Genomic DNA, 19,594 nt, shown 5'->3' on the forward strand with positions numbered 1-19,594 from the left:
CAGGTGATGATATGGAAAATTTAGACAATGGAACTGTTGAGCAAAGTCGAGAAATGCTGAAACAAGCGTACAACGCAGGTGCGTCAGACATTCATTTCTCGCCTCGCATGTGCGACACATTGGTTGAGCTCAGAATTAACGGGTATCTTTACGAACTCGTTAGACTTGACACCGAGTCTGCTGAGCGGATCATTAATCACTTCAAATTTTGTTCGGGAATGGATATTGGCGAGCATCGTCTTCCTCAAAGCGGCGCGATGCGCGCAATCATCAACCATGATCCTGTTTCCTTACGCATGTCCGTCCTGCCTACTCCGAATAAAGAAAGTCTTGTTATTCGAATACTTCCCCAAAGAAACGAATTACCCATTGATGAATTGACTGTGTTTGATGAAGCAAAGCGCGGATTATCTTCGCTGCTTTCTTATGAGAACGGATTGATCCTTATTTCCGGACCTACCGGCTCTGGAAAAACAACAACCCTATACACATTGCTCTCTACATTGCAAAGGCGTTACCATGCGCGAGTGATCACGATTGAAGATCCGATTGAGAAGAAAAATGATGCATTTATTCAAATGGAAGTAAATGAAAAAGCCGATTTCACGTATGCAAAGGGATTCCGAGCTATTCTCCGACATGACCCCGATATAGTGATGATTGGCGAAATCCGTGATGAAGAGACGGCAAAAATTGCTGTGCGCGCTTCTCTGAGCGGACATCTTGTACTGTCTACCGTGCATGCCTCGAATGCGCCTGCAACTTTGCAAAGAATGGCTGAATTAGGGATTCCCCGATTTGATCTAAAGGAGACACTTGTAGCGGTTATCGCTGAGCGATTGGTGACGATTCAATGCCCAAATTGCGGACAAGCGTGTACCGGTAATTGTCCTCATCGCCATCATCCCAAACGTACCGGTGTCTTTGAAATTCTGGCGGGTATGCCGCTTCACGATTATCTGTCGGGGAAACTGACACGAAGCACGCCGTCAGCTTATAAAACGATTGAAGATTATGTTGAAGAGGGGATTGAAACCGGTTGGATCTCCGAGGATACGGTAAGGAGGCAAGCAGATGTTCTCACGGAAAAAATGGACTAGGAGTGAACAAGCCCAGCTTTTGATTGAACTTGGGGAATCGCTTAAGTATGGCTATCCTTTGAATGCGGCATTGACTTTACTGGCTAACCGGAGGAGGGCAGTCCTCCGTATTGAAATTCATCAGATTTGTGAGCGATTGAAGGCTGGAAATTCACTTCATGAAACACTTAGTGAATACAAATTTCCAAAGGAGGTCACAAGCTCAATTTATTTTGCGGAAGCCAGCGGTCACTTGTCGGAAGCTTTGATCGAAAATGGTCTAATGATTTTGCGCAAAGAACGCTACATCCAAACATTGCGTCGGCTGGTTCGGTATCCGCTTTTTCTTATATGGATATTAGCCATCGTTCTGTTTGTGGTCGGACATTTTCTCTTGCCCAATTTCATACAACTGTATCGTTCTTTATCGCTTGAACTTCCCGCCATAACAAAAATGATGCTGTATTTAGCGGAACATGTAGTTCAGGTACTGCTTGTGATCGTCGGGTTAGTACTTTTGGCTATTATAGGCACAATTATTTTTCGGCATCAAGACCTTCTAAATCGAATTCGTTTAGTAGCGCGCATTCCTTTCCTTACGCGATTCATCAAATTACACTATACACATCAGTTTGCCTTCCAAGTCGGAGGATTGCTGCGTTCCGGTTTGACAATTAAGCAGTCCGTTGAAATCTTGTCTGAACAAGGGACGTCACCCTTTCTAAAATTAGAATCAAAACGAATTAACGAAAAGCTCATTCAAGGAGTTCCGTTGAATTCAGCCATCGAAGGAACGGTATACTATCTGCCTGAACTTATAATGATCATCGAACAGGGCGGTTTCCAGAGCTCGTTAGGCAATGCTCTTGATCGCTTCAGTGATCAGCTCATGACCCAAATGGAACAGCAAACCAAATGGCTTTTGTCACTTTGCCAGCCCATTCTATTGATTTTAATCGGTGGGTTTGTGCTTCTCTTGTTTCTTTCCATTTTGTTGCCGGTTTTCCACATGATTAATGGTCTTTAACCAATTCTGGCAGGAACGTAGAGGATTGCAGATAAAATAAACCGACATTAATTAATTGAAGGCTTATCTTCGGTTGGTATTGCTCCTTCAATGCTTTTTGTTCCTGGAAATAACGATCAGGCTTTTCATCCTGATGTTCGTAAAAGGTATTGAGCAGGTTCTGGTCTTTGGCCCACCGCTCACTTGCCTGATCTGCCCATTCAGAGGGTTCCGACTCCAATTCTGATTCGATAAAGCGCTCGATTCTCTGAATTCCGCTCTTAACCGTAATTAGAGGACTAAGGGTATAGCAGTAATTGGGCAATTTTTGATTGAGATCAAGCCTAGTCAACATAGTCTGGAAGCCTTCGATTAGTGTTCCGTTTATTAATTGAAGGCCCATCGAAATAAGTCGATCTTTTTTCAGATCACACTGATAACTAATCTTCATGTTGATCCCAAGCCACGGTTCCAGCGCGGGTGAAGATTGAGGCGCAAGGACCTGATAAAGACGGATATAGCGCCCGAGTTGTTCCGCCGTATTGAAGATTTGATGAAGGCGCGGAGAACCGAAGTGGACAAATTCGCCTTCATCAATTTGATCGGTAAATCGGAAGGTGAGGGTTGCTGTTTCCGGTGTCTGACCAATTTGCTCAATATAATGCCAGTAAAACGGGCGATTCATTAACAATTTATCCATTTGCTTGGTTAATTTAACCTTTAATTGGGACGGGTTGGATATAGGGAGTAATTCACAATCCGAACTTGAGAAAAATCGAACAAGAAAATCACGAATTTCCGCTTGCTGCATGATGATCCTCCTCTGCACTATTTTCTTGCTCAAAATTAATCACACTGCTCAGGTTATCCAGCTTGATTTTAATTTCTCCGTCTGATTCCGATTCCTCAAAGATATGAGCTATCTGCTGATCAACATCTTGTAAATCGATGTGGTTGAGTATCTTATCCAGTTCACCAATGACCTGTTCGAATAGGTGAATTTTATTATAGAGCAGGTTCAAAATGTGACTTTCAACCGTTTCTCGTGTCGCAAAATTGTAAATATGGACGTCGTTTTCCTGACCAAGACGATGAATTCGGCCGATTCTCTGCTCAATCCGCATGGGATTCCATGGAAGGTCATAGTTAATCAGATGGCTGGCAAATTGCAAGTTGATACCTTCGCCGCCTGCTTCTGTTGCGACAAGCACCTGAACTCTATTCTGAAAAAGCATACGCATCCAGTCTTTTTTATTCCGTCTGAAACCACCGTTGAAGGGAACGGATGAAATACCGTTTTTCTTTAAAAACCACTGTAAATAGAGTTGTGAAGCACGGTATTCTGTAAAAATAATCACTTTATCGTTAATATGTTTAATCAATTCAAGCGCTTTTTCAGCTTTAGAGTTCTGATCAATTGCGTTTAACTTCTTAAAAATAGGATGCCAAAGTCGTTCATTTACCGGAGTCGCAGTCGACTTGTATAGTTTATTTAGAGTCGCAAATGCGGCTTCGCGGCTGCTGCATGCTTCCCGTTGTAGTGTAAGTAGTGAAAAGGGCTGAACGACTCCGTTTTCTCTTAGCGTTGATAGGCTATCATAGAAAGCTTGCTCAGTCTGCGAAAAGGGAATATCAAAAGATTTGATAATTCGTTTCGGCCAGTGGAGGCCGGTATCCTCACGGCGATTGCGAACCATGACTTGATTGACAAGTGCTTTAAGTTTTTGTTCATTCTTAACCGAGCGAATTCCCGATTTATAGTTCTTTGAAAAGCTTTCGGCATCACCAAGATAGCCTGGTTTCAGCAGCGAGACGAGATAAAAAATTTCATTGAGTCTATTCTGGATGGGTGTCGCGGTCAGTAAGAGACAAAACCGTTTCTTGAGTGATTGAACGAATTGATAGTTTTTTGTTTTGTGATTTTTAAGCTTATGTGCTTCGTCGATAATAATTAGGTCATAGTTTTGTTCCATAACGATGTCTCGATGGGGCTCACGTTTTGCCGTGTCAATAGATGAGACGACAACGTCATACTGACTCCAGACATAAGCCTTGCGCTGAGCGACTGCCGGAATATAGAATTTTGAATTGAGCTCGGATACCCATTGCAGTACTAAAGAAGCGGGAACAAGGATCAGCACTTTTTTTACAAGTCCGCGAATCATATATTCTTTAATAATTAATCCTGCTTCAATTGTTTTTCCCAAGCCAACTTCGTCTGCTAGAATCGCTTTGCCGTGCATGTCCTCAATGACCATACGGGCGGTCTCTACCTGATGGGGGTGCAGCTTTAATAATGGAAGGCGTTTTGGGGCGATTAAGCCGTGAAATGTGGGAACGACCCGCTCTTTTTCGGCGAGATAGGCAAGCGAAAAGAGTTCGGATTTAGCCCAAGGACCGTCATCGTCGATTCGTTTGAAGAATTCTTCATGCCAAGTTCTGTCAAATTGGATAAGAGGTTTCATTTTCGACACCTTATATGTTAAAATTTTGTGAACAAAGTATTGCTAAAATCACTGAGATAATGGTAGGATAACACTGTTAGTATGCACGATAATATCTGGAGTTAAACGATTGAATTGAATGGATTGCGGATGACGTTATGGGGAGAGACCGCTTCAATGCGGTCGCCGAAGGAGCAAACGAGTAGTGAATCTCTCAGGCAAACAGGACTCATGACGGACGCACCTCTGGAGAGTGCCACGGGGCTACCAAAGGGGATACCGCTTGAAGCTTAGGCTGATAAAGCGATAAACTTTCAGGTATAAGGACAGGGGAAGACAAACTAATTGTCTTCCCCTGTCCTTTTTTAACATCCATTCAATGGTACGTCCAAAGAACAGCTTTAGTGGGAGGAATGAACGGAATGCCGGATTTGAAAACAACACCGCTCTACGACTTTTACAGAAGTCAAGATGTAAAACTGATTGACTTTGGCGGCTATCTATTACCAGTACAGATCTCAGGAATAAAGCAAGAACATAATGCCGTGCGCAGTAATGCGGGTATTTTCGATGTATCTCACATGGGTGAGTTCTTGATTCAGGGAGAGAAAGCAGAACAGTTTCTTCAAAAAATGGTGACAAATGATGTATCCAAAGCTCGCCCTGGGGATGCATTGTATACCGCGATGTGTTATGAAGACGGCGGAACTGTCGATGACTTGTTGATTTATTGCCTTGGTCAAAATAACTATCAGTTGGTTGTCAATGCCGCGAATATTGATAAGGACTTCAAATGGCTCTCCGAACATGCTCCTCAGGACCTTGAATTGATTAACCAGTCAAGTAAAATAGCGCTGCTTGCTGTACAGGGACCACGCGCTATCGCAATTGTTCAAAAAATCACCGACTACGATTTAACATCAATAAAGCATTTTAAATTTGCTGATCAAGTTTCTTTAGAAGGCGTATCCTGTCTCGTTTCCCGTACCGGCTACACTGGGGAAGACGGTTTAGAACTTTATTGTCCATGGGACAAAGCGCCAGAGTTATGGAACGCCATTCTTGCATCAGGAAAACCAGAAGGGATCATTCCTTGTGGGCTAGGTGCGCGTGATACGCTGCGCTTCGAGGCGCGACTTCCTTTATATGGGCAGGAACTCAGTGCAACGATCAGCCCTCTGGAAGCAGGCATTGGTTTTGCAGTCAAGACGAACAAAGAGGCTGACTTCATTGGTAAATCAGCGTTGGCACAGCAAAAAGCAGAAGGATTAGCACGTAAAATAGTCGGTCTGGAAATGATTGATCGAGCAATTCCACGTACACATTATAGTGTTTATGTGGGTGATACTAAGATTGGCGAAGTGACGACCGGCACTCAATCCCCAACACTTGGCAAGAATCTAGGACTCGCTTTGATCAATAGTGAATTTGCGAAAATCGGCGGTTTGGTTGACGTGGATATCCGAGGAAAGCGCAAAAAAGCCAAACTAATTAAAACACCTTTCTATAAAAAAGGCTGAGGAGGAAATCAAATGTCAGAGTTTCGTTATCTGCCGGTGACGGAAGAGGATCGCCGCGAGATGCTCAATGTTATTGGCGTGCAGTCGGATGAAGACCTTTTTTCAGATGTACCGGCAAAGATACGTTTTAAAGGAGATTTGAAACTTGAACCGAAGTTATCCGAACCGGAGTTGGTCCGTTTCTTAGCCGGACTCGCGAAGAAGAATGTGAGCACAAGAGACTACCCTTCATTTTTAGGGGCGGGTATCTATGATCACTATATTCCTTCTGTCGTGGACAGTGTGATCTCCCGTGGTGAATTTTACACGGCTTATACGCCTTATCAGGCTGAGGTGTCGCAAGGAGAATTGCAGGCGATTTTTGAATTTCAGACATTAATTTGCGAATTAACCGGGATGGAAGCCGCTAATTCATCAATGTATGATGGATCAACTTCGCTAGCAGAGGCGGCACTGCTCTCGAGCAGTGTAACACGAAATAAGAAAATTGTAGTTTCAGAAACCGTTCACCCAGAATATCGTCAAGTGCTCGCCACTTATGCGCATGGACGCAGGCTTGATGTAGTTACTGTGCCAGCAAAAAATGGTGCTGTGGATCTTCAAACACTTGAGGCTACTGTTGATGATGGAACCGCCTGCGTGATTGTTCAGTACCCGAATTTCTTTGGACAAATTGAGCCGCTAAAAGAAATTGAGCAAATCGTTCATGGAACAAAAAAAGCGCAACTTATTGTCACAAGCAACCCGCTTTCCTTGGGACTTCTAACGCCACCGGGCAGCTTCAATGCTGATATTGTTGTTGGCGACTGTCAGCCGCTCGGAATTTCAGAATCGTTTGGCGGCCCTCATTGCGGATACTTTGCGGTATCCAAAAAATTGATTCGCAAGGTACCGGGGCGTTTGGTCGGAGAAACAGTAGATGATCAAGGTCAACGTGGTTATGTGCTGACGCTTCAGGCACGCGAGCAGCATATCCGCCGTGAAAAGGCAACTTCTAATATCTGTTCGAACCAGGCATTGAACGCTTTGGCTTCTTCAGTTGCGATGAACGCCTTTGGCAAGAAAGGAATCCGTGAACTTGCCGAACAAACTATTCAGAAGGCACATTACGCTGCCAAGCAGTTTAAAGAATATGGGGTTTCTGTTTGTTCCGATCAGCCGTACTTTAATGAATTTGTCGTTGATTGCAAGCGACCGGTATCAGAGGTCAATCACTTGCTGCTTAAAAAGGGTATCATTGGCGGATATGATTTAAGCAAATCTTTTGATCAAATGGATAACAAAATGCTTATTGCTGTGACGGAAATGCGATCAAAAAACGAGATTGACCAATTCGTTGAAGCTCTAGGAGGGATTATTGGTGGATAATCAAAATCAGGCGCTCATTTTCGAACGGAGCAGAGAAGGACGGACAGCGTATAGCCTGCCCCCACTCGATGTACCGGAAACGCCGCTTTCGGATATGGTTGATAAGGTGTATCTGCGGCAGGAAGAACCAAATTGGCCGGAAGTTTCGGAACTGGAACTTGTCCGTCATTACATGGCCCTCTCACGAAGAAATTTTGGCGTCGATAATGGGTTCTATCCGCTCGGATCGTGTACGATGAAATATAATCCGAAGGTAAATGAAGTGGTTGCACGTCTTGACGGTTTGACGAACATTCATCCGTATCAGGACGAACATTCGGTACAGGGCGCACTTGAACTGCTCTATCGACTCCAAGAAAATTTACAGGAAATCACCGGTATGGATGCAGTCACACTGCAACCTGCAGCCGGTGCACATGGTGAGTGGACAGGTCTAATGATCATTCGGGCTTTTCATGAAGCAAATGGTGACGTGAAACGTACGAAGGTCATCGTTCCGGATACAGCACATGGTACAAATCCGGCTTCTGCCGCCGTTGCCGGATTTGATGCGGTAACGGTAAAGTCCGATGAAAATGGCCTTGTTGATTTGGATGATTTGAGACGTGTCGCTGATGAGACAACCGCTGCGTTCATGCTCACGAATCCGAATACATTAGGCTTATTTGAGACTCATATTCAAGAGATTGCTGAAATTATTCACGCCGCGGGTGGTAAGGTGTACTATGACGGTGCGAACATGAATGCGATCATGGGTGTGACAAGACCAGGCGACATGGGGTATGACGTGGTACACCTCAACCTTCATAAAACATTTACCGGTCCGCATGGCGGCGGTGGACCTGGTTCAGGTCCTGTTGGTGTAAAAGCAGAGTTGGAACCCTTCTTGCCCAAACCATTGATCGTGAAAAAGGATGATGGCAGTTTTGGTTTTGATAATGATCGTCCGCAATCTATTGGCCGTGTAAAGGCATTTTATGGAAACTTCGGTATCAATGTCCGTGCCTACGCGTACATTCGGACGATGGGCGGCAAAGGACTTTTCCAGGTTTCCAAAGATGCTGTTCTTAATGCGAACTACCTGTTAAAACGTCTGAATGGTGCCTTCGAAACGCCATTCAAGCAGCTCTGCAAGCATGAATTTGTGCTCTCAGGCAGCCGCCAGAAGAAGTTAGGCGTGCGTACACTCGATATGGCAAAGCGACTGCTTGACTTTGGCTACTATCCACCGACCATTTACTTTCCACTGCTTGTTGATGAAGCGTTGATGATTGAACCGACGGAGACGGAGTCTAAGGAAACCTTGGATGCATTCGCCGACCATTTGATCGCAATTACAAAAGAAGTGGAAAACAGCCCTGAAATTGTTCAAGAAGCACCTCATAAAACGGTTATCGGTCGATTAGATGAAACACAAGCAGCTCGTCACCCGGTACTGCGCTACGTGAAAGAAGAACACTAAGAATAGTAAATCAAAAAGCACCTTCGACATGAAGGTGCTTTTTGACGTGTTAAGAATGATAAATTACGGGAATTAACCCTGCTTGATGCGACCATTCCATTTTTTAAATCCGCCGTCTAGCTCAAATAGATTTGTGTAGTTCATTCTCTTTAGAACGGCTGCTGCACGGGCGCTTCTTGTGCCATTAGAATCATAAAGATAGATCGGCATATCATGTCGCACTTCCGTGTGGCGCATTTTCAATTGGGTTAACGGTATATTTCTTGCGCCGAGAATATGGCCGTTCTTAAATTCATTAGGTTCTCGTACGTCAATTAACTGAGCTTTACGATAGCCTGCTCGAAAATCGACTTCCGACAATGTGGTAAGATAGCGTCGCTGTAAATATCTGGCGATAAAGAAATAGCCTAAATATGCGGCGATCATTGCGAGTAATATAATCCAGCCCATGACTAGTCGTCCTCCTAATTCATTTCAAGTTTTATTATAACGATTTGTACCATTTTATGAAAGGTGTGATACAGCCATATTTAATTTGTAGCGCAATGGTGAGCCTCGTTTGTTTACGGTAATTCCTTGTTTTTTAAGCGCTGTTATAGTAACATGAGGGAGTGAAAACGGAAGTTGTTAGGGGGAGACACGATGTCGCCTACTCCGAGTATGGAAGACTACATTGAGCGAATTTATTGGTTAATTCAAGATAAGGGCTATGCAAGAGTTTCGGATATTGCTGAAGCATTGGATGTGCATTCGTCCTCAGTGACTAAGATGGTACAGAAACTAGACAAGGATCAGTATCTGATTTATGAAAAATATCGCGGCTTCATTTTAACGCCAAAAGGTAAAAAAATGGGGAAGCGATTAGTTTATAGACATGAACTGCTTGAAGACTTTCTAAAATTGATTGGTGTTCATGAAGAGAATGTCTATAAAGACGTGGAGGGGATCGAGCATCACCTCAGTTGGGATTCAATTGACCGTATCGGTGATGTGGTCCAGTACTTTGAAGAGGATCCCAAACGCGTGAGCCAATTATTTGAGATAAAAGAACGCACTGAAGAAGAATGAACACGTGAGATCTGAAGAGATAAAAATCTTCAGGTCTCATTTTGCTTCTATACTCATTTAATGGTAAGTAAGGGGGGAAGCTGGTGTGTTGATTGATATTGTTTTTTCCGGAGGAGGCGTCAAGGGGTTTGCTTTTGCCGGTGCATTACAAGTGCTTGAGAGATCAGGCTACACATTTAAGCGTACAGCGGGAACCAGTGCCGGATCGATCGTTGCCGCACTAATAGCAGCCGGGTACACGGCAAAGGAATTAGAGAGCATTATAGGCGATATGGACACAAATAAACTGCTTGAGCCTTCAATGCGAATACGCTTCCCATTAGTTAAGTGGCTGCGCCTTTATTTCAAGATGGGACTATTTCGCGGAGATTCTCTAGAGAAATGGATTGCGAATTTACTCAAGGCGAAGGGCATTGAAGATTTCTCTGATCTTCCGAAAGACCGCCTGAAAATTGTCGTTTCGGATGTTACTAAGGCAAGACTTGTGGTCATTCCTGATGATTTGCAAGACTATGGAATAGATTCTTCTCATTTTTCAGTTGCCCGGGCCGTGCGAATGAGCTGCTGCTTGCCTTTCTTTTTCGAACCTGTGCCTCTTTATGACGCAAATGGCGTAAAGTCTTTAATGGTTGATGGCGGGATACTAAGTAACTTTCCACTCTGGATATATAACAAAGAAGATGAACTTCCTGCGCGTCCATTTCTCGGGTTGCAAATCGTGGATAAAGATTCAGAATTTAAAGAAGCAACGAAAATAAAGAACGCGGCAGAATTATTTCGAGGATTATTTAAAGCAATGCGTGAAGCTCATGATGAGCGTGTAATTGAGAAACTCAAGGGATCTAATATTATTTTTCTTCCGGTAGATAAAGTAACTACGAAAGAGTTCCAAATATCGAGTAAAGAAAGGAATCGATTATTTCAAATTGGCGCCGACAGTGCAAAAAAATTCCTCGATCAGTGGTCATATTGACTAAAAGAAAGAGTGATCCAATTTGGATCACTCTTTCTTTTAGGTGCGCCCGGCATGGGTGACGACTCGGCGGTGAAAGTCCGCTACATTCGGGAGATCATTAAAAAGATCAATCAAGTTACGACCGGATGGATACGTATCCATCCGGTCGTGTGAGGGGCCGGAAATCGAAGGTTTCCTCCTACTCGATTTATTTAGAAAAGTAGCCGTTTCTTTTTCTTGCTTTTCCTGCCTTCAATGACGGTCAGGTGTCCATGACTTTTTGATGTCTGATGGGTTAAATTATTTAGTGAATATGTTCCGCTTTTAATGACTTTAAGTTTTGAGGTCGAGTGAAGACCACGCGTTCTTCGGCTAAGAGCAACCGGTTTTCTTTTTTTACGTGACTGGCGCGCCGCTTTTTTGTATCGTGCTTGATCACCATTTCCTGTCCACTCGCCAAGACGTCTAAAAAAGAATAACCCAATAACGATAATGAGTGCGATGATGATCAGTTGCGTAAACAAAACGGAATTCTGACTAGGCAAAAGCATGGAGAGCAGGCCGAACAGTCCGAGTCCTCCAATCAACAAGAAGGTTAAGGAATAGAAAAATGTTCTCACGGACACTCACCCCCGTTTAATTAAAGCACTTGCTGTACAAGTACTTGTTCCTTTTCAATGGCTGAATCTCTTCGTCTCATTTCTTCAAAAGCGCGGATGCCGATTTCAATTTGATTGTCATCAGGCTCCTTTGTCGTTAACAATTGGACCCAAAGTCCCGGATATCCAAGCCATTTCAGCACTGGAATGTGGCGTACCTTATTCGTTAGTTTAAGTATTTCATAGGCGAGCCCCAGATCAAGAGGGATCAAGGCGATTCGGTACACGAGTCTGAGTAATAGTGGTTCGGTTGGCACAAAGAAATAAAGAAAAATACTAATGATCGCGGTAAACAAAATGAAACTTGATCCGCAACGATAATGAAGCCTGGAATGCTTTCGTACATTGGCAACCGTTAATGCGACGCCACTTTCAAATGTATTAATTACTTTATGCTCAGCACCGTGATATTGAAACAGCCTTTTCATGATTGGCGTAAGTGATACAAAATAAACGTAGCCAACAAGCAGCATAATTTTGAAAAAACCCTCGAGCAGCACTTGAGCCACATCACCTGAAATGATCGGTTCAAATAAGCTAGCGACAAATGCCGGAACTAAGGTGAAAATAAACTTAGCAAATAAAAACGAAATAATTCCAAGTGCGGTGAGACCGATAACCGTCTCCAAATGAAAACTTTTTTTCGTTTCTTCCTTTTTTGTAACTTCTGCTTCCGGTTCTTCTTCAAAGACTTCTGAAGAATAATTCAGATGCTTTGTTCCGATTGCACTCGATTCAATAATGGCGACGATTCCGCGTATAACCGGGATTTTCCGGAAAAATTTCAGAGAACGAAATTCTTTTTTTGGTGCTTCAAAGTAAGTGACGGATTGATCTTTCCGGCGAACGGCCGTAACCGTTGTGTACTTACCGCCCATCATCACACCCTCAATGACCGCCTGACCACCATATATAGGAAGTATTTTATCCATTACCCAATCAACCCGATTCTCATAAATAATTTTGTATCTCTAATACTTATTCTTATTCTACCCGAATTCACTTAAAACCTCTAGATTGTGTTGATTATCTATTCATAGTTTTCTAACGGCACGCCTATTTGAGTCGGTGGGGAGAGCTTTGTTTCCAATTTTTTAAATTGTTTTTATGGAGATGGGCATACTGTACTACATGATTTACCGTAAAAGAGGGATTGAACATGGCGAGACGTAAAAAAAAGGCAACCACAAAACAAAAACATCAATTTGCGAAATCATTGGGTCGTACTGCGGTAACCGGACTCTTTGGCGGATTAATTTGGTCGGCAGCAGGGCTTGTCTGCTATTTATTAAACTTTAGTAAAGTAGGACCGTCATTGCTGTTCGCGCCGCTCACCTTTTGGTCATGGAGAAATAAGATCAGTGGCCAATTAATAGCGATCGCGGCAATTGGTGTCCTTTCTATTTTTATTGCTGCAGCTTACCTTTTCGCTTTTAGTAAAATAAAATCGATTTGGTTCTCAATTGGTTTTGGTCTTGTCCTATGGGGGGGCGTATTCTTTCTGTTTCAACCGCTCCTCAACGGATTGCCAAAAATAACAGAGGTTGGATGGAATACGCTGACGACAACTCTGTGCCTTTATGCGCTTTATGGTTTGTTTATTGGGTACTCCATTTCTTTTGATTTTGAGGAAAATTCAGGAGTGAACAACTATTCAAATCAGTAATGCTGTGGTAAAATTGCTAGAGTGAATTTGTCTGCGCACCGTTCTTTGTGTGCGAGCGGAAAATACCCTTGTTTGAGCCTTTTTCGACGCATTTATTTTCCAAACCATGGGAATAATGCTTTTTTCATGGGTATGTGATGAACGTTTTCAGACATCGTTTTACATTTTATTATGACGGGGATTTTTTCCTCGTTGCTGCATGGTTGTATTTTAAGGGAGGAAGCCTTATGATTTCTGTAAATGATTTTAAAACAGGTCTGACAATTGAGGTTGACGGAGATATCCTGTCCGTTATCGAATTCCAGCACGTAAAGCCGGGAAAAGGCGCAGCGTTTGTGCGTTCGAAATTAAGAAATTTGCGCACCGGAGCGATCCAAGAAAAAACGTTCCGTGGCGGTGAAAAAGTAAACCCGGCGCGTATTGAAAATCGTAAGATGCAATTTCTCTATTCTAGCGGTTCTGCATATACGTTCATGGATATGGAAAGTTATGAACAGCTTGATTTGGACGCAAGTCAGATTACGCAACAATTGAATTTTCTTAAAGAAAACATGGAATGCAACATCCAATCGTACCAAGGCGAAACGCTTGGCGTTGCGCTGCCTAATACAGTTGTTCTTGAAGTCAGCGAGACTGAACCTGGTATCAAAGGCGATACCGCTTCCGGTGGATCGAAGCCTGCAACACTCGAGACCGGTTATGTCGTCAGCGTTCCGTTCTTCGTCAATGAAGGGGACAAATTGGTTATTGACACGCGCTCAGGCCTTTACGTTTCCCGAGCTTAAGCATCAATTCACCTTAATAGAACGCGTATTGATAAAAGCAGCTTCTTCGGAAGCTGCTTTTTGCTGTTCCTAAAATTTTTATCATAATAGTTTCGAAAGGACGAGGGGCGTTCATGGCTTGAGCTGTATAAACACCAATTCGCAATAAGGCAAGCATATTGTGTACAAGCCGGCATATATTTTGAGAAGAACTAAAAACATTTCAGCAATACGTCTTTTCGAGGTGAATGCTTTGAATCAAATTTTGCCTTATCTCCCTGAATCCTTTCAACAAATGATTATCCGGATGCCTGTAGAGGAGAGAAACATGCTTGAGGAGATTCGCTGCCGAACTGATCGTCCACTGGAATTAATCGTTTCCGGAGAGCAGTGGATGCCCCCAGATAACGTGGAAATGCCAGTTTTTCGAAGGGAACAGGCAGCACAGATGCTTCAGAAAATCGGCAAATATTCACTTTATACACTTGAAGAAGAACTAAAACGGGGCTATGTGACAATTAAAGGTGGACATCGGATTGGACTTGCCGGACGTGTCATTACTGAGCATGGCCACGTACTTCGGTTACGTGATGTAACCTTTTTTAATATTCGATTGGCGAAACAGAAAATCGGTGCAGCACTTCCCCTTGTGCCCTATCTCTATAATCGCCAACGGTGGTTCAACACATTACTGATCGGTGCCCCGCAGACTGGAAAAACGACAATGCTTAGAGATTTAGCGCGTCTTGTCAGTGAAGGCATTCCTAAACGCTATATTGCTTCGCGCAAGACAGCAATTGTTGATGAACGATCGGAAATTGCCGGTTGCGTCGACGGTGTTCCGCAGAATCGGCTTGGTGCCCGAACGGATGTTATGGATGCCTGTCCAAAAGCCGAAGGCATGATGATGATGATTCGCTCCATGAGTCCTGAAGTGCTTATTGTTGATGAAATTGGCGGGACTGAAGATACAGCTGCATTATTTGAAGCGCTGAATGCCGGTGTGACAGTGATGGCAACAGCTCACGGATTTACTTTTGAACAACTGTCCCAACGACCGTCCATTCGTCCGCTAATCGAAGCGCAGCTTTTCGATCGGTACGTCGTGCTTTCTCGTCGGAATTTCGCAAATAAAGCAGGATGCCGATTAACTATCCTTGATCAAATGGGAAGAAAAATGTCTTCGACCGAGGGGATCTGGCAGTGATAAAACTGATAGGATCACTATTTATCTTATTTGCTTCGACAGCTGGAGGATTGCTGCTTGCCAGACAATATCGGGATCGTCCAAGAGAAATTCGTCAATGGCGTTCAGCGCTTCAATCCATTGAAGCTGAAATTGTTTATGGCAGAGTGCCTGTCGATCAGATGGCAGAGGATCTCTCCCGTCAAATTCCCATGCCGCTTTCACATTTCTTTCGATTGCTCAAAGAACAGTTATGCAGTGAAGGGCTGCCTTTGCAAGAAGCTTGGTCAAATTCAGTGGAGCAATTTTGGCCGAGGACGTCAATGAAGCAGCCGGAGAAAGAAATTATGCTTCAGTTCGGTTCAACGCTCGGCACAGAGGATGCGGAGAATCAAAAGAAACACATTCAACTCGCTTTAGCTCATCTTGAGCGTGAGGAGTCTGATGCCAGGCAATCACAGAAGGCAAACGAGAAAATGATGCGGAGTCTTGGTTTCTTGACCGGCGTACTTGTGGTTCTTCTGTTCATATAGCCTAGAAATGGTTTTATTCACACTGGTAAGAAAGTAGAAATAATAAAATAGTCAAGGAAATGAGTGTTAGTGCAACTAAGGCTTAGCCTTTGCCAGAGGCTTGGCAAAGACAGGTTTTCTAATTTGTTGCAAGGGAGAGGAGGCAGTCCCAATGTCACTGGATGTAAATACTATCTTTCAAATTGCAGGCATCGGCATTATTGTTGCCATGATTCAAACGGTTCTTAAACAGATGGGTAAAGATGATTGGGCACAATGGGTTACCTTAATCGGATTTATCGTAATCCTTTACATGGCTGCAACGCTTATAGATGATCTCTTTGAGAAAATACGTCAAGTATTTCTTTATATGTAGTGAGGCATTGACCAATGGATATTCTTCAGATCGTCGGTTTGGGACTTGCCGTCACCTTTCTTGCACTCGTCTTAAAAGAGAAAAACCCAGTTTTCGCACTCGTTGTTTCACTTGTTGCCGGAGTATTCATTTTACTCATGATGGTTGATCAGATCCGACTGGTCATGGATATGCTGAAAAGCATGGCGCAGAATGCGCATCTGAACAATGTCTATGTAGCGACAATTCTTAAGATTATCGGCATCGCATATATTTCGGAGTTTGGCGCGCAGATTGCTAAAGACGCGGGACAAGGTTCTATAGCGGGGAAAATTGAATTGGCTGGAAAGCTGATTATTCTTGTTATGGCAATTCCGATACTGACAGCGATTGTCGAAACTGTCATGAACCTAATGCCGCAAATGGGAGGAGGCTAAAATGGGAAAAAATAGGGTGTCGGTTTGCATTCGTGTACTATTTATCGCTTTCTTTGCTGCTTTGCTCATGCTCTGCTTGGACAAGCCGGCATTGGCCGCTCAACCAGACAGCACGATTAATGAATGGTCTGATCAGCAACTAGATAAAATTGATACAGATCAAATTGAAGACTATTGGGATAAAGTTGTCACTGACTATCATGGGTTTCTGCCTGAAACAGAGTCTAGTTTTAAGAATTTTGTGCAGTCAAATAAACAGGGTTTCTTTAAACAGCTCATTGATGGTATTGTCCACTATTTTTTTCATGAGCTTGTGGTCAGCAGCAAGCTGCTCGGAACGTTAATCTTGCTTACCGTATTTTCAACGCTGCTTCAAACGATACAGTCGGCATTTGAGAATAAAGCTGTTTCCAAGGTCGCGTATATTGTTGTTACCCTTGTATTGATAATTTTGCTTCTTAATAGTTTCAGACTTGCCATTGATTACACGAACGACACTGTAGGGGCGATGAGCAACTTTCTTGTCGCACTCATTCCACTCATTTTTGCACTTACAGCGGCAACAGGTGGATTAGCCTCAGTAGCCTTTTTTCACCCTTTAGTGATCTTTCTTGTCAACGCATCCGGATGGCTGATCTCATCTTTTGTTTTGCCGCTACTGCTGATGTCCGCGCTTCTTGCAATCGTCAGTACGCTTTCGGATCATTATAAGCTCACTAAATTAAGTGATTTGATGAAAAATATCGCACTATTCACATTAGCAGGATTTTTCGCGGTGTTTCTTGGCGTCATCTCTGTTCAAGGGGCGGCGACATCCATATCCGATGGTTTGATGGTAAAGTCAGCTAAATTTTTTACTGGTAATTTCATTCCTGTTGTCGGACGAATGTTTACGGAAGCAGCCGACACAGTCATGGGCGCATCTGTATTGCTGAAGAATACAATTGGTATTGCCGGTTTATTATTATTACTCTGCATTACTATTTTTCCATTGCTCAAAATTCTTTCGCTTGCATTCATATATAATTTAGCCGCAGCTGTACTGCAGCCGCTCGGAAGTGGTCCCGTGATTGACTGCTTAGTCATTATGGCTAAAAGTATTTTTTACTTATTCGCCGCTTTGGCCGTAGTATCACTTATGTTCTTTCTTGCGATCACGATCATTATTGCTTCGGGAAATCTTTCGTTAATGGTGCGATAGGAGGCATAATCGTGAGTTATCTTGTTCATTGGGTATCTGAAATCATTTTAATCGTTCTGTTTGCCGTCATTCTCGAGTTGCTCGTTCCGACAGGAACATTTCAAAAGTACATTAAATTCGTGATCGGACTTGTTCTCATTGTCGCTTTAATGGATCCGGTCATTCGCCTGTTTCAGGTGGATCCGAGCAGCCTGATTCAAGGACTCAATTTAGAGCAGCACGATGCGCCAATAAAAACAGAGACAACTCGTCAAAAAAATGAAATACAAAAAGCACAAGCCGCATATATTCAAGAACAAGTGGCTGTCCACATGAAGAATGAGGTAAAGGAGGAGTTGAATGAACACTACGGATTACAGATCTCAGATTTGGCAGTATCTGCGGCAAAAATTAGCGGACAAGAAGTGTCATTGGGCAAAGTTACAGTTGTCGTTGAAAAAACAGAGCGCAACCATCGCAGTCAGGAATCCGGAATTCGGACCATTCAACCCGTTAAAAGTGTATCGATCGACATAGAAGATCACTCATCGAAAAAAAAGTCGGTACATGAGTCCAATGAGATGAAAAGCGTCCGCTCCTTCCTTGCCAAACGATGGGAACTCAGTAAGAGCCTCATCACAGTTAACATGGAGGGAGGGAAGATCAACCCGTGATACGATGGATTGAAAGAATCGGCAGGATGTTCTTCGGAAGTCGCGATAAAGAAGGAAAACCGATTAAAAGCACGAAAGGAACTCTGGCTAAACTTGTCACACTTGCATTGATCGGAATGGTACTTCTTGCGGCAAACCATTTTTTTTCCGGAAGTCAGGACGCTCAAAAACCAACGGTCCAACAAGCGTTCAGTAATAAGGATTCGAAGGACCTCTCGGAAATAAAGTCCGGCGCGGCACAGAGCTCTATGACATCAATTGAGAAGTATGAATCCTATGTCAATCAGAATTTAAAAAATATATTGGAGCAAATTCGCGGAGTATCCGATGTGTCGGTCATGGTAACATTCGCATCGACTGAAAAGAAGATTTATCAGAATAACACCAAAACGCAAGACAACCAGTCAAATGAAACTGATCAAAAAGGCGGAAAACGTGAAGTGAATGAGCGGAATGAGGACACTGAGGTCGTTATGATTGACCAGAATGGCAGTAAAGTTCCCGTTGTTATTGGCAAGGAGCAGCCAACGGTCCGCGGCGTGATTGTCGTCGCCAGAGGCGCAGACCAGCCGACGACAAAGGTTCAAATCATGGATGCCGTTGCTACTGTTTTGGACATCCCTACGTACAAAGTAAAAGTACTCGAGAAGAATGAATGAGGAGGCAGTAATCATGATCAAGAAACAAACGGTTTGGCTGTTAACAATGCTTAGTTTAATTGTTGTATTGTCGGTGTACGCGCTATCAGCTCCAGGAAATCATACAGGAGACCAGTCTGCCACAGACAAAGCAAAGCCTGCGTCCACCAACGTAAAAACAGGTAAAACGGTGACCGCAACCGCTGCCGCGACAAAACTGGCGGATATTGAATTAAGTAAAAATGATGAGCGTGCGCAATTGGAGAAAAAATACGAAAATGTCATTGCTTCTAACAGCAGTTCTGCAAAAGAAATAAACGCGGCTTATAACGAAATGGATTCGCTTAAAGCATTAGCTGACAATGAGACCATGCTTGAAGATGTAATTGATTCAAAAGGGTTCAAAGACAGCGTAGTGAAAACGAGTGGAAATCAGGTGCAAATTTATGTCGACTCAAATAAGTTGACAGATAAACAAGCGAATCACTTAATTCAGCTCGCTAATGAATATCTGGGGACCGGCAGGGTAGTCAGTGTCACCTATGCATTAAATCAAAAGTAAAAAAACATGATATTTTAAAGATTTTTTGAACGAAATTAGGTAGAATAGAAACTGTTGCG

22 protein-coding genes and 1 riboswitch are annotated in these 19,594 nt (G+C 43.3%); of the genes, 17 read left to right on the forward strand and 5 right to left on the reverse strand.

The window, feature by feature from the left end; genetic code table 11:
- The first annotated feature begins 11 nt into the window (after window positions 1-11).
- Entirely contained in the window at window positions 12-1,100 is a 1,089-nt protein-coding gene (comGA, locus tag ABWW58_RS03260) for a competence type IV pilus ATPase ComGA (RefSeq protein ID WP_353867805.1), read from the forward strand.
- Complete coding sequence (comGB, locus tag ABWW58_RS03265) at window positions 1,075-2,106, forward strand: competence type IV pilus assembly protein ComGB (RefSeq protein ID WP_353867806.1); 1,032 nt, start codon at window positions 1,075-1,077, stop codon at window positions 2,104-2,106. The genes comGA and comGB overlap by 26 nt, the downstream gene beginning before the upstream one ends.
- On the opposite strand, the gene ABWW58_RS03270 is transcribed toward comGB, so the two are convergent.
- On the reverse strand, window positions 2,093-2,896 hold the full coding sequence (locus tag ABWW58_RS03270) for a YqhG family protein (RefSeq protein WP_353867807.1): 804 nt from the start codon (window positions 2,894-2,896) through the stop codon (window positions 2,093-2,095). The two genes, comGB and ABWW58_RS03270, sit on opposite strands and share 14 nt — an antisense overlap.
- Window positions 2,874-4,550: a DEAD/DEAH box helicase gene (locus tag ABWW58_RS03275; RefSeq protein WP_353867808.1), complete on the reverse strand. Its 1,677-nt coding sequence runs from the start codon at window positions 4,548-4,550 to the stop codon at window positions 2,874-2,876. Before ABWW58_RS03275 ends, ABWW58_RS03270 begins: the two co-directional genes overlap by 23 nt.
- A 129-nt stretch (window positions 4,551-4,679) precedes the next feature.
- Window positions 4,680-4,770, forward strand: a riboswitch (glycine riboswitch).
- 181 nt (window positions 4,771-4,951) lie between these two features.
- Between ABWW58_RS03275 and gcvT the strand changes: the two genes are divergently transcribed.
- The 3 genes from gcvT to gcvPB are packed head-to-tail and all read left to right on the forward strand — an operon-like array spanning window position 4,952 to window position 8,879.
- Complete coding sequence (gene gcvT / locus ABWW58_RS03280) at window positions 4,952-6,049, forward strand: glycine cleavage system aminomethyltransferase GcvT (RefSeq protein WP_353867809.1); 1,098 nt, start codon at window positions 4,952-4,954, stop codon at window positions 6,047-6,049.
- 12 nt (window positions 6,050-6,061) lie between these two features.
- The gene (gene gcvPA / locus ABWW58_RS03285; RefSeq protein WP_353867810.1) at window positions 6,062-7,417 is read left to right on the forward strand and encodes an aminomethyl-transferring glycine dehydrogenase subunit GcvPA; all 1,356 of its coding nucleotides are present in this window, start codon (window positions 6,062-6,064) and stop codon (window positions 7,415-7,417) included.
- Window positions 7,410-8,879, forward strand: coding sequence for an aminomethyl-transferring glycine dehydrogenase subunit GcvPB (gene gcvPB / locus ABWW58_RS03290; RefSeq protein WP_353867811.1), 1,470 nt, complete (start codon window positions 7,410-7,412; stop codon window positions 8,877-8,879). The genes gcvPA and gcvPB overlap by 8 nt, the downstream gene beginning before the upstream one ends.
- Before the next feature lie 72 nt (window positions 8,880-8,951).
- On the opposite strand, the gene ABWW58_RS03295 is transcribed toward gcvPB, so the two are convergent.
- Entirely contained in the window at window positions 8,952-9,329 is a 378-nt protein-coding gene (locus ABWW58_RS03295) for a rhodanese-like domain-containing protein (protein WP_353867812.1), read from the reverse strand.
- Between the two features lie 192 nt (window positions 9,330-9,521).
- Here ABWW58_RS03295 and mntR point away from each other — a divergent pair, with 192 nt between their 5' ends.
- Window positions 9,522-9,947, forward strand: a complete 426-nt coding sequence (gene mntR / locus ABWW58_RS03300; protein ID WP_353867813.1) for a transcriptional regulator MntR — start codon at window positions 9,522-9,524, stop codon at window positions 9,945-9,947.
- 85 nt (window positions 9,948-10,032) lie between these two features.
- A complete protein-coding gene (locus ABWW58_RS03305) occupies window positions 10,033-10,920 on the forward strand; it encodes a patatin-like phospholipase family protein (RefSeq protein ID WP_353867814.1) in 888 nt (295 codons plus the stop codon).
- 194 nt (window positions 10,921-11,114) lie between these two features.
- Here ABWW58_RS03305 and ABWW58_RS03310 read toward each other — a convergent pair whose 3' ends face one another.
- Both ABWW58_RS03310 and ABWW58_RS03315 read right to left on the reverse strand, forming a co-directional pair.
- Window positions 11,115-11,522 (reverse strand): SA1362 family protein, encoded by a 408-nt coding sequence (locus tag ABWW58_RS03310; RefSeq protein ID WP_353867815.1) that lies wholly within the window; start codon window positions 11,520-11,522, stop codon window positions 11,115-11,117.
- A gap of 20 nt (window positions 11,523-11,542) precedes the next feature.
- Window positions 11,543-12,493: a DUF1385 domain-containing protein gene (locus ABWW58_RS03315; RefSeq protein ID WP_353867816.1), complete on the reverse strand. Its 951-nt coding sequence runs from the start codon at window positions 12,491-12,493 to the stop codon at window positions 11,543-11,545.
- Window positions 12,494-12,720: 227 nt separating this feature from the next.
- Between ABWW58_RS03315 and ABWW58_RS03320 the strand changes: the two genes are divergently transcribed.
- The 10 genes from ABWW58_RS03320 to ABWW58_RS03365 all read left to right on the forward strand — a co-directional run bounded on the left by ABWW58_RS03320 (window position 12,721) and on the right by ABWW58_RS03365 (window position 19,535).
- The gene (locus ABWW58_RS03320) at window positions 12,721-13,227 is read left to right on the forward strand and encodes a YqhR family membrane protein (RefSeq protein ID WP_353867817.1); all 507 of its coding nucleotides are present in this window, start codon (window positions 12,721-12,723) and stop codon (window positions 13,225-13,227) included.
- 227 nt (window positions 13,228-13,454) lie between these two features.
- Entirely contained in the window at window positions 13,455-14,012 is a 558-nt protein-coding gene (efp, locus tag ABWW58_RS03325; protein ID WP_093674480.1) for an elongation factor P, read from the forward strand.
- Between the two features lie 232 nt (window positions 14,013-14,244).
- Complete coding sequence (spoIIIAA, locus tag ABWW58_RS03330) at window positions 14,245-15,198, forward strand: stage III sporulation protein AA (RefSeq protein WP_353867818.1); 954 nt, start codon at window positions 14,245-14,247, stop codon at window positions 15,196-15,198.
- Complete coding sequence (gene spoIIIAB, locus ABWW58_RS03335) at window positions 15,195-15,710, forward strand: stage III sporulation protein SpoIIIAB (protein ID WP_353867819.1); 516 nt, start codon at window positions 15,195-15,197, stop codon at window positions 15,708-15,710. Before spoIIIAA ends, spoIIIAB begins: the two co-directional genes overlap by 4 nt.
- Window positions 15,711-15,861: 151 nt before the next feature.
- Window positions 15,862-16,065, forward strand: a complete 204-nt coding sequence (gene spoIIIAC, locus ABWW58_RS03340) for a stage III sporulation protein AC (RefSeq protein ID WP_023511026.1) — start codon at window positions 15,862-15,864, stop codon at window positions 16,063-16,065.
- Window positions 16,066-16,079: 14 nt separating this feature from the next.
- Window positions 16,080-16,481 carry a stage III sporulation protein AD gene (spoIIIAD, locus tag ABWW58_RS03345; protein ID WP_093674482.1) on the forward strand — a complete coding sequence of 134 codons (402 nt, stop codon included), beginning with the start codon at window positions 16,080-16,082 and terminating at the stop codon, window positions 16,479-16,481.
- 1 nt (window position 16,482) lies between these two features.
- Window positions 16,483-17,682 carry a stage III sporulation protein AE gene (gene spoIIIAE, locus ABWW58_RS03350; RefSeq protein ID WP_353867820.1) on the forward strand — a complete coding sequence of 400 codons (1,200 nt, stop codon included), beginning with the start codon at window positions 16,483-16,485 and terminating at the stop codon, window positions 17,680-17,682.
- An 11-nt stretch (window positions 17,683-17,693) separates the two neighbouring features.
- Complete coding sequence (gene spoIIIAF, locus ABWW58_RS03355; protein ID WP_353867821.1) at window positions 17,694-18,335, forward strand: stage III sporulation protein AF; 642 nt, start codon at window positions 17,694-17,696, stop codon at window positions 18,333-18,335.
- Window positions 18,332-18,994, forward strand: a complete 663-nt coding sequence (spoIIIAG, locus tag ABWW58_RS03360; RefSeq protein ID WP_353867822.1) for a stage III sporulation protein AG — start codon at window positions 18,332-18,334, stop codon at window positions 18,992-18,994. Before spoIIIAF ends, spoIIIAG begins: the two co-directional genes overlap by 4 nt.
- A 13-nt stretch (window positions 18,995-19,007) precedes the next feature.
- On the forward strand, window positions 19,008-19,535 hold the full coding sequence (locus tag ABWW58_RS03365) for a SpoIIIAH-like family protein (protein WP_353867823.1): 528 nt from the start codon (window positions 19,008-19,010) through the stop codon (window positions 19,533-19,535).
- The last annotated feature ends 59 nt before the right edge of the window (window positions 19,536-19,594 follow it).

Origin of the sequence: Sporolactobacillus caesalpiniae (assembly GCF_040513385.1) — a bacterium.
GTDB lineage: Bacteria > Bacillota > Bacilli > Bacillales > Sporolactobacillaceae > Sporolactobacillus.

Bases quoted from the DNA above. Each gene is read 5' to 3' on its own strand.
- comGB (WP_353867806.1), top strand. From the start codon at position 1,075: ATGTTCTCACGGAAAAAATGGACTAGGAGTGAACAAGCCCAGCTTTTG.
- ABWW58_RS03315 (WP_353867816.1), bottom strand. From the start codon at position 12,493: ATGGATAAAATACTTCCTATATATGGTGGTCAGGCGGTCATTGAGGGT.
- ABWW58_RS03270 (WP_353867807.1), bottom strand. From the start codon at position 2,896: ATGCAGCAAGCGGAAATTCGTGATTTTCTTGTTCGATTTTTCTCAAGT.
- efp (WP_093674480.1), top strand. From the start codon at position 13,455: ATGATTTCTGTAAATGATTTTAAAACAGGTCTGACAATTGAGGTTGAC.
- ABWW58_RS03295 (WP_353867812.1), bottom strand. From the start codon at position 9,329: ATGGGCTGGATTATATTACTCGCAATGATCGCCGCATATTTAGGCTAT.
- spoIIIAE (WP_353867820.1), top strand. From the start codon at position 16,483: ATGGGAAAAAATAGGGTGTCGGTTTGCATTCGTGTACTATTTATCGCT.
- spoIIIAD (WP_093674482.1), top strand. From the start codon at position 16,080: ATGGATATTCTTCAGATCGTCGGTTTGGGACTTGCCGTCACCTTTCTT.
- comGA (WP_353867805.1), top strand. From the start codon at position 12: ATGGAAAATTTAGACAATGGAACTGTTGAGCAAAGTCGAGAAATGCTG.
- ABWW58_RS03365 (WP_353867823.1), top strand. From the start codon at position 19,008: ATGATCAAGAAACAAACGGTTTGGCTGTTAACAATGCTTAGTTTAATT.
- gcvPA (WP_353867810.1), top strand. From the start codon at position 6,062: ATGTCAGAGTTTCGTTATCTGCCGGTGACGGAAGAGGATCGCCGCGAG.
- gcvT (WP_353867809.1), top strand. From the start codon at position 4,952: ATGCCGGATTTGAAAACAACACCGCTCTACGACTTTTACAGAAGTCAA.
- mntR (WP_353867813.1), top strand. From the start codon at position 9,522: ATGTCGCCTACTCCGAGTATGGAAGACTACATTGAGCGAATTTATTGG.
- spoIIIAC (WP_023511026.1), top strand. From the start codon at position 15,862: ATGTCACTGGATGTAAATACTATCTTTCAAATTGCAGGCATCGGCATT.
- ABWW58_RS03320 (WP_353867817.1), top strand. From the start codon at position 12,721: ATGGCGAGACGTAAAAAAAAGGCAACCACAAAACAAAAACATCAATTT.
- ABWW58_RS03275 (WP_353867808.1), bottom strand. From the start codon at position 4,550: ATGAAACCTCTTATCCAATTTGACAGAACTTGGCATGAAGAATTCTTC.